The following is a 15516-nucleotide window of genomic DNA, read 5'->3' on the forward strand; positions in this document are numbered from 1 at the left end:
GCTCCTAACGCCCGAAGCGCTTGAGCAGCGGAATCAGCTGCGCCTGCGGCAGGGCCTTGGCATAGTGCCCGCCATCGCCCTGCATGTCGCGCGCGGCGATCATCGCATTGACGATGCTTTCCTCGGCCGCCTGCGCCGTGGCTTCAAACAAGGGGTCCACATGGTCGTTGCCGATGAAGCTCATCTGCTGCAAGGGCTTGTCGTGCAGTGCGTCGGCATTCGCCGTGGAGAACGCCACGAAGATGTCGCCCGAACCATTGCCGGCGTAGCTACCCATGCGCGCCAACCCCATGCCGGCGCGCTTGGCGATGCGCTTGAGCTGTTGCGGCAACAGTGGCGCATCGGTGGCCACCACGATGATGATCGAACCGGTGTCGGCAGCGGCCGCGTTGGTTGCACTACGCACTCGGTCATCGCGAAGGTATTTGCCCACCGGCACGCCCGCGATGCGCAGGCTGTCGCGCAAGCCGTAATTGGCCTGTACGAGCACGCCGATGGTGTAGTCGCGGTCGCCGATATGCACGCGCCGCGACGCGGTGCCAATACCGCACTTGAATTCATGGCAGATCATGCCGGTGCCGCCACCGACATTGCCCTCGGCCACCGGACCGCTCTTCGCATCGCGCAACGCCTGCGCGGCGTGCTCGGGGCGCACGTGGAAACCGTTGAGGTCGTTGAGGTCGCCGTCCCAGGTTTCCGCCACCACGGGCAGCGACCACCAGTAGCCCGATGCATCCGCGCCACCCGCACGTACGCGCTCGGCAATCACCGCGTCGCGCACCACGCCCACGCTGTGCGTGTTGGTCAGCATCACCGGGCCTTCCAGTTCACCCGATTCTTCCAGCCATGCGGTGCCGGTCATCTCTCCGTTGCCGTTGAGTGCGAACGATGCGCCGAACGTGGGAATGTCGAAGCTGTCGCGTCCGCGGGGAAGAATCGCCGTCACACCCGTGCGTACCTTGTGCCCGTTCGGCAGATCCTCGATCAGGGTGACCTGGCCCACGGTCACGCCCGCCACGTCGGTGATCGCGTTCAGCGCGCCGGGCGTGCCATCGAAGGGAATACCAAGATCCCTGGCGCGGGGTTCGGCCGCCGAGGCGACGCCGCACAGGACATACAACGCAAACGCAAGACGACAGCGGGGCATGGGCACTCCAGAGCTCGACCGTTTGTTGCATCAGTCTATCCCGGGAAACCAGCCACGCATGCACGCTGACACGAAGATCACCGACCTCACCCGCGCCCGCGCCCTCGACCCGCGCTATTACTTCGGCGAGCCGATGCTTGCAATGGAACAGCGTGCGGTATTCGCACGCAGCTGGCAGCTGGTGGCGCATCAGGAACAGCTGTCCGGCCCGGGCGACCACGTGGTGGAACACATCGGCGGCGTGCCCGTGCTGATCGTGCGCAGCCAGGACGGCGTGTTGCGCGCCTTCCCCAACGTCTGCCGTCACCGCGCGGGACCGCTGGCGCTGTGCAACGGCAAGGGCGCGCGCTCCCTGCACTGCAAATACCACGGCTGGACCTACACGCTGGAAGGCCAGCTGCGCAGCGCACCGGAAATGCAGGACGCCTGCGACTTCAAGGTGGAAGACATCCGCCTGCTGCCCTTGCGCGTGCACGAGTGGCAGGGCCTGGTGTTCGTGGCGCTGGATGAAAACACGCCAGGCTTTGATGAAGTCTACGGCGGCATCGCCGAGCGTATCGCGCCCATCGATCTCACTGCGATGCGCTATCTGCGGCGCGACAGCTACGACATCGACTGCAACTGGAAGGTGTACATCGACAACTTCCTGGAGGGCTACCACCTGCCCCACGTGCATCCGGGCCTGTCGCGCGTGCTGGACTATCGCGCCTACGACACCGAGCTGTTCCCGTGGCACTCGCTGCAATCCTCGCCGCTGCGCAACAGTGCCGACATCTATGGCGATGGCCAGGCGTTCTATTACTTCATCTATCCCAACGTGATGTTGAACATCATGCCCGGGCGCCTGCAGACCAATCGCATCTTGCCGCTGGGGCCGGGTCGCTGCCGCGTGGAGTTCGACTATTACTACGCGCAGGATGACGCGGCGCAGAAGCGCATCGCCGCGGACCAATCCTTCAGCGACGAAGTGCAGCAGGAAGACATCGATATCTGCGAGGCCGTGCAGAAGGGCCTTGCATCGGGTTACTACGAGCCTGGCCGGCTGTGCCCCAAGCGAGAAGGCGGCGTCTGGCATTTCCACAACCTGTTGCGCACGGCCTATGTCCAAGGCGCGGGAGAACCTGCATGACGATGAAGCTTTCCATTCTGCTGTGCGCCATCGCGGCGGCATGCGCCTTGCCCGTCGCTCATGCTGACGGCACGGGACGCACCGTGGTGCACGCCGGCCATCTGCTCGACGTGGATAGCGGCAAGCTGCTCAGCGACCAGGCGGTGACAATTGTGGATGGCCATGTCGTATCCGTGCAGCCATGGTCGGCAGCCAGCGGAAACGGCGCCAAGGTCAGGGACTGGTCGGCGTACACGGTGGTGCCCGGCCTGATGGACATGCACACGCATCTGGCCGACGAGATGGAAAGCGCCGACTACGGTGCCGCGCTCAAGAGCAATCCCGCACGCGACGCCTTCATTGGCGCAAAGAATGCGCACGACACGCTGCGCGCCGGTTTCACCACCGTGCGCGACGTGGGCGTCTTCCGCGGCTTTGCCGACATCGCGCTGCGTGACGCGATCAATGCCGGCTACGTACCCGGTCCTCGCATGTTCGTTGCCGGTGCGTACATCACCATTCCCGGTGGCGGCGGCGAGATCACCGGCCTGCCGCCCGGCACGGTGGTGCCCCCGGAATTCCGTGTCGGCGTCTCCAAAGGCGTGGAGGACGTGCGCAAGCATGTCGACTTCCTTCTGGACCACGGCGTCGACCACATCAAGGTGATCGCCACCGGCGCCGTGCTGGCCGACAACACCGAGCCGGGCGTGTCGGAGTACACCGAGGAAGAGATCCACGTTGCGGTGGTCGAGGCCGCCAAGCGCGGCAAGTTCGTCGCTGCGCACGCGCATGGCGCCGAGGGCATCAAGCGCGCCGTGCGGGCGGGCGTGCGCTCCATCGAACACGGCTCGCTGATCGACGACGAAGGCATCGCATTGATGGTGCAGCACGGCACCTGGCTGGTGGCGGACATCTACAACGGCGACTACATCGACAGCGTGGGCCGCCGCGAGGGCTGGTCCGAGCAAACCTTGCGCAAGAATATCGAGACCACCGAGGCCCAGCGCGAGGGTTTCCGCAAAGCAGTAAAAGCGGGTGTGCATATCGCTTTTGGCACCGATGCGGGCGTGTATCCGCACGGTGACAACGCCCGCCAATTCGCGTACATGGTGAAGTATGGAATGACGCCCCTGCAGGCGATCCGCTCGGCCACCATCGATGCGGCGCGACTCATGGGGAAAGAGAAGGAACTCGGCTCGATTGCGCCCGGCAAGGCCGCCGACCTGGTCGCAGTGGCCTGCGATCCACTGCAGGACGTGGAGTGCCTGCGCCGGGTGCAAGGCGTGATCAAGGCTGGCGAGACGGTTTCCATCGACTAAACCCCATGAGTGCAGACGTGAACAAAAGCGACAAGATCGGCTTCTGGACCTGCACCGCCCTGGTGGTCGGCAACGTGATCGGCATGGGCATCTTCATCCTGCCCTCCTCGCTCGCACCTTACGGTTTCAACGCACTGATCGGTTGGCTGCTGACTTTGGTCGGCTGCCTGATCCTGGCCCGCGTGTTCGCCCATCTCTCGAAGGCGCTGCCGGGCGCCGATGGTCCCTACGAGTACATCCGCTGCACGCTCGGCGACCTGCCCGCCTACATGGCGCTGTGGGCGTATTGGGTCTCGCTATGGCTCACCAATGCCGCGCTCGCCACCGGCGTGGTCGGTTACATCACGGTGGTGATGCCGCAACTGGCGGTGATCCAGCCCGCGCTGTTCGCGCTGTGTCTGTTGTGGCTGTTCGTGATCATCAATATGTTCGGCGTGCGCTCGGGAGGCGCCGTGCAGATCGTGACTTCGGTGCTGAAGCTGTTGCCCATGGTCGCCATCGCGCTGCTCGGTGGATGGGTCTTGCTCACCTCGCCTGCAAGCTATGTCGTTCACCCGCCAACCACTCCGATCACTTTCAGCGGCATCCTGGCTGCTTCGACCATCGCCTTGTACGCGATGCTCGGCATCGAATCGGCGAGCGTGCCCGCCGGACGCGTCAACAACCCGGGGCGCACGATTCCGCGCGCCACCATGGCCGGCGCCATCCTTGTCGCGGTCGTCTACATCGTGGTCTCGGCGGTACCGCTGCTGTTGATCGAACAGAAGGAGCTGGCCAATGCGGATGCGCCGTTCGCCTTGCTGATGGATCGCTTCGCGGCGGCCGGCTCCGGTCGATGGCTCGCCTTGTTCGTGGTGGTGAGCGGGCTCGGCGCGCTCAATGGCTGGACGCTGCTGATGGGCGAACTCACCCGCACCATGGCCAACAACGGCTCGCTGCCGGCCGTGTTCGCGCGGCAGAATCGCCATGGTGCACCGGCCATCGCGCTGATCGTCACCGGCCTGCTCGCTTCGGTAATGACCTGGATGAGCTACAGCCAATCGCTGGTGGCGGCATTCACTTTCCTCACCCGCGTGGTCACGGCGGCAAACCTTCCGTTGTATCTGAGCTGCTCGCTCGCGCTGGCGGTGGTGTGGCGTCGCAACGCCGGCTTCGGCATGGGTCGCAAGGTGTTGCTGGTCGCCATGGGCGGCGCAATCTATGCCGTGTTCGCCTTCATCGGCAGCGGTCGCGAACCGTTTCTGCTGGCGATGGGCTTGATCGCGGCGGGGCTTCCCCTCTACGCCATCATGCGGCTGCGTCGCAAATCGCCGCATCGGACAACGGCACAGGCCAAGGTGTGAGTTCGATGAGAGATCCTCGCTACGACATTCTGTTTACGCCGGTAAAGATCGGCCCCGTCACGGCAAAGAACCGCTTCTTCCAGGTGCCGCATTGCAACGGCATGGGTCATGCGATGCCGCTTGCCCACGCGGCGATGCGCGAGATCAAGGCCGAAGGCGGCTGGGCGGTGGTATCCACCGAGGAATGCGAGATCCATCCCACCAGCGACCTCACACCCTACGTCGAAGCACGGCTGTGGGACGATCGCGACATTCCCGCCCTCGCACTGATGTGCGACAAGGTGCATGCGCACGGCGCGCTCGCCGCGCTCGAGCTTTCGCACAACGGACCGACCGCCTCAAACCTGTATTCGCGCGAGGTGTTGCTTGGCCCTTCGCATCAGGTATCGAAGTACGGTTATCCGTCGCAGGCGCGCGCGATGACCTTGCACGACATCCGCGAATACCGTCGCTGGCATCGCGAGGCCGCATTGCGCGGCAAGCGCGCGGGCATGGACATCATCTATGTCTACGCTGCGCACGATCTATCGCTGCCCATGCACTTCCTGCAACGCCGGCGCAACCAGCGCAGCGACGAATACGGCGGCTCGCTGGAAAACCGCGTGCGCCTGCTGCGCGAAGTGCTGCAGGACACCCGCGACGCCGTCGGCGACAGTTGCGCCGTCGCGCTGCGTTTTGCCACCGAAGAATTGCTGGGACCCGGCGGCGTCGAACTGGCCGAGGCGCAGGACATCGTCGGCATGCTGGCCGAACTGCCCGACCTGTGGGACGTCAACCTCGCTGCCTGGTACAACGATTCGGTGCCGTCGCGCTTCGCCAGCGAAGGCGCGCAGGAACCCTTCATCGACTTCGTCAAGAAAACCACCACCAAGCCGGTGGTGGGCGTGGGCAGGTTCACCTCGCCCGACACCATGGTGTCGCAGATCCGGCGCGGAGTGATCGACCTGATCGGCGCGGCGCGCCCGTCCATTGCCGATCCCTATCTTCCGAGGAAGATCGAGGAAGGTCGCGCAGACGATATCCGCGAATGCATCGGCTGCAATATCTGCGTTTCCGGCGACATGACCATCTCGCCGATCCGCTGCACGCAAAACCCCACCATGGGCGAGGAGTGGCGCAAGGGCTGGCATCCCGAACGCATCCAGCCTGCGCGCGAACCCAGCCGCATACTGGTGGTCGGCGGCGGCCCGGCGGGACTGGAAGCGGCGCGCGCGCTCGGCCAGCGAGGCCATGACGTGAGCCTCGCCGAATCGCGCCGCGAACTGGGCGGCCGTGTCACGCGCGAAGCACGCCTGCCCGGCCTGGCCGAGTGGGCACGCGTGCGCGACTGGCGCGCCGGGCAGATCGGCAAGCTCGACAACGTGAGTGTCTATCTCGATTCGCTGCTCACGGCGCAGGACGTACTCGACTTCGGTGCCGAACACGTGGTGCTGGCCACTGGTTGTCACTGGCGGCGCGATGGCTTCGGTCGCAGCAATGGGCTTGGCGTTCCCGGTCTCGCCGACAATCCGCGAGTCTTCACGCTCGATGACCTGATGAACGCCCGCCTGCCCGAAGGCCGCGTGGCGGTGTTCGACGACGATGGCTTCTATTACGCCAGCGTCGCCGCCGAACTGCTGCGCGAGCGCGGCTGCGATGTGGCCTACGTGACGCCGGAAGACAGCATCGCCCCATGGAGCGTCAACACGCTCGACTACCGCCATATCCGCAAGCGCATGGCCAAGCTCGGCATCGAGGCCATCGTGTCGCACAACATCGCGAACTTCGCCGGTTCAACGTTGACGCTGGAAAACACCTGGGATGAGCAGCGAACCGAACGAGCCTGCGATGCCGTCGTTACCGTCACGTCGCGGCTGCCCGACGACAGGCTGTTTCAGGAGCTACTGCAACGCCAGGGCGACTGGGCCGATGCCGGCATTCGCACCGTGCGCTGCATCGGCGACGCCGAAGCGCCCGGTCTGATCGCGCACGCGGTGTATGCAGGTCACCGCTACGCGCGTGAACTGGAAGAACCGGCAACGGGCGAAGTGGCGTTCAAGCGGCACTTCCACACCGCCAACCCGGACGATCTGCGGCGCGAGACGTTGACGTGAGGTGATTCGTCGAACGCGAGCTTTCCGACTGGCGCAAGCTCGCTCGTTGCAGCGATTTCTGATCGCCAAAAAAATAAGGCCGGCGCGCGCCGGCCTTCGTCACGATTGCGCCGGTCTGGTCACGCCATATCGAGGCGCCTGAATTGCGCATCGATCTCCGCCCCGATGGCCCGGGCGAAGTTTTCCACCACGCGTACCGTGGCTTCGTCCAGATCCCTGGGCTGCGGATCCACCGCGCACAAGGTGCCGAAGAACTGCCCGTCCGCGCGATAGATCGGCACCGAGATGTAGCTCTCGAAGCCGTACAGCGCCGGCGTCGGATGCTTCGAAAATTGCGGATGCGTGCTGGCGTGACTGAACGTCACCGTCTGGCCATGCTGGCGGATGTCGTTGCAGATGGTCGTTTCCAGCACGAGGTCCTGTCCGGCGCGCAGCCCGAAATTAATCGTGTCGTAGACCGCGCAGGCCGTCCAACGCGTATCGGAAACCCTCGCCACCGTGGCGAAACGCATACCGGTTTCGCGCGACACCGCCTCGAGGATGGACGCCACCCCAGGCATGCGCGCCACCAGGTTCACGTCGCGCGCCGCCGCGGCATGCTCGGCCGCCGCCGAGGTGAAACCCGGCGCCAATCGTTCGAGCACACGCCGCTGCAGGCTGATGCGCGAGACGCGATGCACGAAATCGCGCAGGTCGACGGTGAGACTGCGCAACTGGGCCGCCTCACCCGTCACCACCAGTTGCCGCGCATCGATGCGCACATCGAGCAAGCCATGTTGCGCCTTGAACTCGGCCACTTCCGATGCAAACGCTTCGATCCAGTAGTGATCGGGCCGCGCGCTGAGGAAGGCGACCATCAGTGGCCCTGTTCCGTTTTCGCCATCGACGGATGGCGATGGCATGTCGAACCCAGCCACGGACGGCGGCCACACGTACTCGGTGGAAGTGCTTTGTGGGTACATGAATTCGTTGATCCCCGGCCGCACGACGCGCCTTGAGTATGCGCCAACCGGGCGCCGTGGAACGCGCGTGTCCGGTGACACCGGCGCGATGACGCATGCAAGTCAAACGACGCGGCGATCGGCGTGCTCGCAGGTGTGTCAATGACGCAACACCTTTGGGTGCGTTGCAACAACGCGCCCGATGCGCGCCGCATGCGCGCCCGCCGATGCGTTGCATATAGCGCAGATGCAGTCCCCGCCTGCGTTGTCGGCCGACGACTGACTTCCAGTTGTCATGCCGTTGTCTTGAATCGATCCAAGTGACAACTCCTTCTTATTGCAATGCAATATTTTTTGAGATCACTTTTTCGCGCTATATCAACAGCTTAAACAAAACCCAGAATTTTTAGATCGAGTGAAATTTCTTGTTGACAACGTTATCAGCTGACTTCAAGAATGACGGTCATTGGCAGCCGCCCCGTGGCACTGCCATCCAGCGGCGGATCACCCCCACCCGACGGATGTACCGACTCCGCCTCGCTGGCATCAAGACCCGATCACCGTGACGAACACGACCGCTGCCGCAAGGCAGTGCGGGTGGTTTCGTCCGGAGAAATTCGACGGAAGGCGCATGTGCTCATGCCTGTCGCCCTTCCGCAGCCCACAGAACAGAAAGTCGTTGCAGGGAGAAAGGCGTGATTTATCGCAAGAGCGCACTTTGGACAGCCATGGCCGCCGCGTTGATCGCCAGCGCATCCGCCATGGCTCAGGACGCCAACACCGGCAGCCAGGCACCAGGCACCGCGCAGCAGGCCACCAACACCTCGTCGAAAGAAGCGGACCCCAAGCAGGCCACCCAACTGCAAGGCGTCACCGTTACCGGCATCCGTGCAAGCCTGCAGAAGTCGCTGGACCTCAAGCGCAATTCCGATTCGATCGTCGATGCGATCTCGGCCGAAGACGTGGGCAAGTTCCCGGACACCAATGTGGCCGAGTCGCTCTCGCATTTGCCGGGCATCAGCGTGGACCGCAACTTCGGCGAGGGCGACAAGGTCAGCATCCTCGGCACCGACCCCGCGTTGAATCGCCTGTTGTTGAACGGACAGACGCTGGCCTCCACCAATTGGACGTCCGATCCGAACAACCCGGACAGCCGCTCGTTCGACTACAGCCTGCTTACCTCCGAGATCATCGGCACCGCCGAGGTCTACAAGACGCCGCAGGCGCGCATCGATGAAGGCTCCATCGGCGGCACGGTCATCATCAATACGCGTCGCCCACTCGACCTGAAAGCCAATACACTCACCGGTACCTTCAGCGAGCAGTACAACGACCGCGCGGACAAGAGCGAGCCGCAGGGTTCGCTGCTGTACAGCTGGAAGAACAGCGACAGCACCTTCGGCGTCCTGGGTTCGGTGATGCATTCCGATCGCACGATCCAGCGCGAAGGTACCGAGATCTTCGGCTACCAGCGCGCCAACGATCCCACCGATACCGACCCGAATCACCAGTTCTCGCCCAACGTCGTGCCGCCGGGCACCACGGGCGTCTACCCCACGGCCATCAATACCGCGCTGTTCGAGCAGGAGCGCAAGCGTGACGGCGTGTCCACCGACCTGCAGTGGAAGCCGAGCGAAGCGTTCGAGCTGAACTTCACCGGCTTGTACGTCACCGAGAAGTTCAACAACTTCAACCAGAGCCATTACGGCGACTGGTCGGGCAGCGCGCCCGATGCCACGGCGCTCAACTTCACCAATGGCGTGGCCACCAGCGGTTCGTACGGCGCGAATGCGCCGACCTATCTCGACGGCTACGAGCGCTTCTCCAAAGTGAACACCGGCACCGCCCAACTGCGCGCGGATTGGCACGGCAACGGCTGGAACGCATCGAGCCAGCTCGGCTACACCAGTTCCACGGGCGGCTCGCAGGGGATCTACAACGTGCAGTTCCAGGGCTTTGGCGGCTACAACTGGAACCTGGCCGGACAGAATCCGCAGATCAACTTCAATTCGCCGAATGATCCGAGCCAGATGCTGGCCCATGGCGCCGGCTTCAGCTACGCGCCCAGCTTCGACAAGGAGCGCTACTTCCAGGCGGACTTCAACCACGACCTGAACTGGGGTCCGTTGAATGAAGTCGAGTTCGGCGTCAAGGCAAGCAACCATTACAACGGACAGACCGGCTATGCCGCGCTGATCCCGTCGCCGGATGGCTCGGGCGTCTCGCTGGCCGACCTCGATGGCGGCAATACGCCCGGCGGCTACCTCAGCGGCCTCAATGCCACGCCGAGCATGAGCAACTGGACGCAGATCGACCCGGGTGCGTTGAAGAACTACGTGCAGTCGCTGTACACCAGCGCACCGATGGACCCGAAGGCCACCTACGCCATCGCCGAGCAGAACCGCGCGTTCTATGTGCAGGGCGATTTCGCCGGCGACAACTATCGCGGCAACTTCGGCGCACGCTATTACCACACGCGCGACACCGTGACGGGCTACAACTCCATCGGCGACAACCAGTACACGCCGGTGGACAAGCGCAGCAGCTACAACGGCTGGCTGCCCTCGTTCAACATTGCGTACGACCCGATCGAAGACGTGACGCTGCGCTTCGCCGCAGCCAAGACGATTGCACGCCCGCGCTTCCAGGAAATGACCCCGTACGTGGCGCTGGATGACCGCACGCTCACCGGCTCGGGCGGCAACACAGACCTCAAGCCGTACAAGTCGACCAACTACGATGCGTCGGCCGAGTGGTACTTCAGCGAGAACAGCCTGCTTTCCGCGGAATTCTTCTACCGCCGCATCTCCGGCTACATCCTCAACACCAACGTGCAGCAGACGCACTTCGACCTGACCACGTTGCAGGACGCGAGCTACTCGATGGAAATTCCGGTGAATGCCGGCGTGGCCAAGGTGAAGGGCGTATCGCTGACCTACCAGGGCAACTACGCCTACGGTTTCGGCCTGCTTGCCAATTACACCTACTCCGACGCGGACACCAGCAATGCGTTCCCGCTGCCGTACAACTCCAAGAACGCGTTCAACCTGACGCCGTACTACGAGAACGGCCCGTGGAGCGCGCGCGTGACCTACAGCTGGCGCTCGTCGTACTTCACGCAGATCGCGCAGCTGCAGTCCTCGCAGATCACCGGCATCTTCCGCGAGCTGGACGCCTCCATCGGCTACCAGATCAACGACCACCTGCGCGTGTCGCTGGATGGCACGAACCTGCTGGACGAAACTTATTACGTCTACAACAACACACCGGCCGAACCGCTCAACGCCTACAAGAATGGGCGCACTTACACGCTCAATCTCGGCTTCAAGTTGTAAGTCCCCCCACTTCCGGGCGCTCTCGTAGCGCCCGATTTTTTTGGGGGCCGATGACCGTTTCACTCGCCTGTGCGATAACAAGCCTTTCAGCTGGATACGGAGCGCCTAGCCTTGTTCTCACTGACCCGTCTTTCCATCGGCCTGCTGGCCGCCCTCGCCTACGCCGGTGCCACCAGCGCCGCCACGGTCACGCCACTGGATACAGGCTGGCAGTTCCGCCTGGCGCCCAACTCGGCATTGGCCGCGCAGCACCCTGACCAGACGAGCTGGACCGCCGCCCGCATACCGGGCAGCGTGCAGACCGATCTGCTGGTGACGGGCAACATCGGTGATCCGTTCTATCGCGACAACGAAGCGCAGCTGCAATGGATCGGCCTGGCCGACTGGGATTACCAGCTTTCCTTCAACGTCGATGCAGGCACGCTGAAGCAGGACCACGTCGACCTCGTGTTCGACGGCGTGGACACCTTCGCCGACATCGTCGTCAACGACAAGCCGCTGCTGAAGACCGGCAACATGTTCCGCCGCTGGCGCATCCCGGTGAAGAACGTGCTACATGCCGGCAGCAACACGCTCACCGTGCGCCTGCACTCGCCCATCGCCAAGCTGCAGCCCTGGCTGCTGATGCAGCCGTACGCCCTGCCCGGCGAATTCGACTCGTCGTTCGGCGACGAGCCCAAGGGCAAGCAGACCTCCAACTACGTGCGCAAGGCCAATTACCAGTACGGCTGGGACTGGGGCCCGCGCTTCGTCACCATGGGCATCTGGCAGCCGGTGCAGCTTGAGAGCTGGACCGATGCGCGACTGGACGATTTCCACATCGCGCAACCGCACGTGGATGCGGACAGCGCACAGCTCTCGGCGGATGTCTCGCTTCAGGCGGGCAAGGCCGGGCCGGCCCACGTCACCGTGAACTGGACCGCGCCGGATGGCAGCACCGGCCAGACGGCGCAGGATGTGACGATCAAGGCCGGCGACAACACGCTGCACGTACCGTTCGCCATCGACAAGCCCGCACGCTGGTGGCCCGCTGGCTACGGTGCGCAGAACCTCTACCATTTCCATGTCGAAGTGACTCGCGCCGGCAGCACGCTGGTGAGCGCCGACCGCAACACCGGCCTGCGCAGCGTCGAATTGCGGCGCGACCGCGACCAGTGGGGACGCGGCTTCGCCTTCGTGGTGAACGGCGTGCCGATCTTCGCCAAGGGCGCGGATCTCATTCCCACCGACAGCTTCCCCGAACGCACCACGCCCGAACAGCTCAAGCAGCTGCTCACCTCCACCCGCGACGCCAACATGAACATGCTGCGCATGTGGGGCGGCGGTTACTACCAGAGCGATGCGTTCTACGACCTGGCCGACCAGTTGGGCATCATGATCTGGCAGGACTTCATGTTCGGCGGCGCCATCACGCCGTACGACCATGAGTTCCTCGGCAATTCGCGCGTGGAGGCCGAGGAGCAGGTGCGACGCCTGCGCAACCATCCCAGCATCGTGCTCTGGTGCGGCAACAACGAAGTGCAGACGGGCTGGGAATCCTGGCCCGATCGCGAGGACTTCAAGAAGTCCATCAGCGCCGACGAACGCCAGCGCATCGACAACGGCATGCGCGAACTGTTCGGCAACACCTTGCGCAACGTGGTGAAGGCCAACGATCCTGATGTGCCGTACTGGGCCAGCTCGCCGAGCACGGATTTCGACGGCGAAGCCAACGTGCTCAATGACGGCGACTACCATTACTGGAAAGTGTGGTCCGGCTCCGAGCCGATCGAGCACTACCTGGACGTCACGCCGCGCTTCCAGTCCGAGTACGGCCTGCAGTCGTTCCCGGTGATGTCCACCATCGAGAGCTTTGCCGCGCCGGCCGACATGTCGCCGAACTCGCCGGTCATGCGCGCGCACCAGAAGTTCGCCAATGGCAACGGCAACGATCGCCTGCTGCTCTACATCCGTGCGAACTACGGTGAGCCCAGGGATTTCGCCTCGTTCGTCTATCTCAGCCAGTTGATGCAGGCCGAAGGCATCGAACTGGCGGCCGAGCACCTGCGCAGTTCGCGCCCGCAAAGCATGGGTTCGCTGTACTGGCAGCTCAACGATGTGTGGCCAGGGCCGTCGTGGTCCAGCATCGATTACTACGGCCGCTGGAAAGCCTTACAGTTCCACGCCAAGCGCTTCTATGCGCCGGTGGACGTGGTGCCGATCCGCCGCGACGGACACACCACGCTGCACCTCGTCTCCGACCGCACCGCGCCGTTCAGCGCAACGCTGCGCACGCGCGTCTACGACATGGCCGGCAAGCAGCTCAGCGAGCACAGCAAGTCCATCGATGCCGCCGCACTCAGCAGCACCGACGCTGGCGAGTTCAGCGATGCGGAGCTGCTGCATGGCGCCGACCCGCGGCGCAGCGTCGCCTCGTTCGATGTCATCGAAAACGGTGAAGTGATAGCGCACCACCTGCTCTACTTCGGCCTCGCCAAGACGCTGGCATTGCCGAAACAGCCGGGCCTCGAAGCAAGCTGGCGCGAGAACGGCACCGTGCTGCGCATCAGCACGAAGCAACTCGCGCGCGGCGTGTGGATCGACCTCGGCAAGCTCGATGCCGAACTCTCCAACAATGCTTTCGACCTGTTTCCGGGCGAACACGTGGACATCACGGTGCGTAGCAACGCCGACCTGCCCGCGCTCAAGAGCGCACTGAAGCTCACCTCGCTGGTCGATGCGGTGCAGCCGGAGACGAAGAAATGATGACCACCCGCCGCCACCTGCTGAAATGGATGGCGCTGGCGCCCGCCGCCACGCTGCTCTCGGACGTTTCGTTCGGGGCAGCAGGCAAGGCAGCCTTCGTCAGCCAGCGCCCTCCGCTCGCCAAACGCAAGTTCACCAGTCCCGCCGTCGAGAAGCTGCTCGCGCAGACCAAGGCGCGCATCGGAGATCCCGAGCTGGCGTGGATGTTCGAGAACTGCTTTCCCAATACGCTGGACACCACCGTCGAGGTGGGCACGCTGCGCGGCAAGCCCGATACCTTCGTGGTCACCGGCGATATCGACGCCATGTGGATGCGCGACTCTTCCGCCCAGGTATGGCCGTACGTGCCACTGGCGCGACAGGACAAGGCACTGCAGCAACTGTTCCGCGGGCTGATCCATCGCCATGCGCTATGCATCAGCATCGACCCGTATGCCAATGCATTCATGCCCGACCCCACGGCAACATCGAACCTGGACTGGGCGCAGCACGACATCACCGACATGAAGCCGGGCGTCGCCGAGCGCAAATGGGAAATCGACTCGCTGTGCTATCCCATCCGCCTGGCCCACGGCTATTGGCAGGCCACCGGCGACACCACGCCCTTCGACGACGACTGGCACGCCGCCATGCGCGTCGTGCTCAAAACGTTCCGCGAGCAGCAGCGCAAGGACGGCGCGGGGCCGTATCACTTCCAGCGCACCTCGCCCAATCCCACGGAATCGCAGTTCCTGCAGGGCTACGGCAATCCCACAAAGGCCGTGGGCATGATCCACGCGATGTTCCGTCCGTCGGACGATGCCACGGTCTATCCGTTCAATATCCCGGGCAACCTGTTTGCCGTCGTGAGCCTGCGCCAGTTGGCCGAGATGTTGCGCGCCATCAAGCACGACGGCGGCACGGCGGATGACTGCATTGCGCTGGCCGATGAAATCCAGGCCGCTGCAGAGGCGCACGGCGTCATCCATGGCGACCGTGGCGATTACTGGGCGTATGAAGTCGACGGCTACGGCAACCAGTTGTTCATGGACGACGCCAACGTACCCAGCCTGCTGTCGCTGCCCTATCTCGGTATTTGCGCGCAGGACGATGCGCGCTACCAGCGCACGCGTTCGCAGGCGTGGAGCAGGCGCAATCCCTATTTCTTCCAGGGGCGCGCGGCGGAAGGCATCGGCGGGCCGCACGAAGGGCTGCGCATGATCTGGCCGATGTCGATCATGATGCGCGCGTTCACCAGCAACGACACGGCGGAAATTGCGCAGTGCGTTGCCTGGCTCAAGTCCACGCATGCAGGTACAGGCTTCATGCACGAGAGCTTCGATCAGGACGATCCCGCCAAATTCACGCGCTCGTGGTTCGCCTGGGCCAACACCTTGTTCGGCGAACTGGTGGTGAAGCTCGCCGGCAGCCATCCAGGCATTTTGCGCAAGGCTTAGTCGTCGTTTTCCATTCCGTTGATATCGCCGCCCACGTTTGCTTTCGAGG

9 protein-coding genes are annotated in these 15516 nt (G+C 63.9%); 7 read left to right on the top strand and 2 right to left on the bottom strand.

Going from position 1 to position 15516, the window contains the following annotated elements:
- Positions 1-4: 4 nt before the first annotated feature.
- Positions 5-1147: a P1 family peptidase gene (locus ABIC75_RS02205; protein ID WP_354012231.1), complete on the bottom strand. Its 1143-nt coding sequence runs from the start codon at positions 1145-1147 to the stop codon at positions 5-7.
- A gap of 58 nt (positions 1148-1205) precedes the next feature.
- Here ABIC75_RS02205 and ABIC75_RS02210 point away from each other — a divergent pair, with 58 nt between their 5' ends.
- From ABIC75_RS02210 to ABIC75_RS02225, 4 genes are read left to right on the top strand one after another with little or no spacing between them, the layout of a single operon-like run.
- Positions 1206-2276: an aromatic ring-hydroxylating oxygenase subunit alpha gene (locus ABIC75_RS02210; RefSeq protein WP_354012232.1), complete on the top strand. Its 1071-nt coding sequence runs from the start codon at positions 1206-1208 to the stop codon at positions 2274-2276.
- The gene (locus ABIC75_RS02215) at positions 2273-3574 is read left to right on the top strand and encodes a Xaa-Pro dipeptidase (RefSeq protein ID WP_354012233.1); all 1302 of its coding nucleotides are present in this window, start codon (positions 2273-2275) and stop codon (positions 3572-3574) included. Before ABIC75_RS02210 ends, ABIC75_RS02215 begins: the two co-directional genes overlap by 4 nt.
- A 17-nt stretch (positions 3575-3591) precedes the next feature.
- On the top strand, positions 3592-4917 hold the full coding sequence (locus ABIC75_RS02220; protein WP_354012234.1) for an amino acid permease: 1326 nt from the start codon (positions 3592-3594) through the stop codon (positions 4915-4917).
- A gap of 5 nt (positions 4918-4922) precedes the next feature.
- A complete protein-coding gene (locus ABIC75_RS02225) occupies positions 4923-7010 on the top strand; it encodes an FAD-dependent oxidoreductase (RefSeq protein WP_354012235.1) in 2088 nt (695 codons plus the stop codon).
- 119 nt (positions 7011-7129) lie between these two features.
- On the opposite strand, the gene ABIC75_RS02230 is transcribed toward ABIC75_RS02225, so the two are convergent.
- Positions 7130-7972 carry a GAF domain-containing protein gene (locus ABIC75_RS02230; RefSeq protein WP_354012236.1) on the bottom strand — a complete coding sequence of 281 codons (843 nt, stop codon included), beginning with the start codon at positions 7970-7972 and terminating at the stop codon, positions 7130-7132.
- Positions 7973-8679: 707 nt separating this feature from the next.
- Between ABIC75_RS02230 and ABIC75_RS02235 the strand changes: the two genes are divergently transcribed.
- The 3 genes from ABIC75_RS02235 (at position 8680) to ABIC75_RS02245 (ending at position 15467) form a co-directional block, all read left to right on the top strand.
- Entirely contained in the window at positions 8680-11286 is a 2607-nt protein-coding gene (locus tag ABIC75_RS02235; RefSeq protein ID WP_436407879.1) for a TonB-dependent receptor, read from the top strand.
- A 111-nt stretch (positions 11287-11397) separates the two neighbouring features.
- On the top strand, positions 11398-14031 hold the full coding sequence (locus ABIC75_RS02240) for a beta-mannosidase (RefSeq protein WP_354012238.1): 2634 nt from the start codon (positions 11398-11400) through the stop codon (positions 14029-14031).
- Entirely contained in the window at positions 14031-15467 is a 1437-nt protein-coding gene (locus ABIC75_RS02245; RefSeq protein ID WP_354013049.1) for a glycoside hydrolase family 125 protein, read from the top strand. Before ABIC75_RS02240 ends, ABIC75_RS02245 begins: the two co-directional genes overlap by 1 nt.
- Positions 15468-15516: the final 49 nt, after the last annotated feature.

This window comes from Dyella japonica (assembly GCF_040545895.1).
Classification (GTDB): Bacteria; Pseudomonadota; Gammaproteobacteria; order Xanthomonadales; family Rhodanobacteraceae; genus Dyella; species Dyella japonica_D.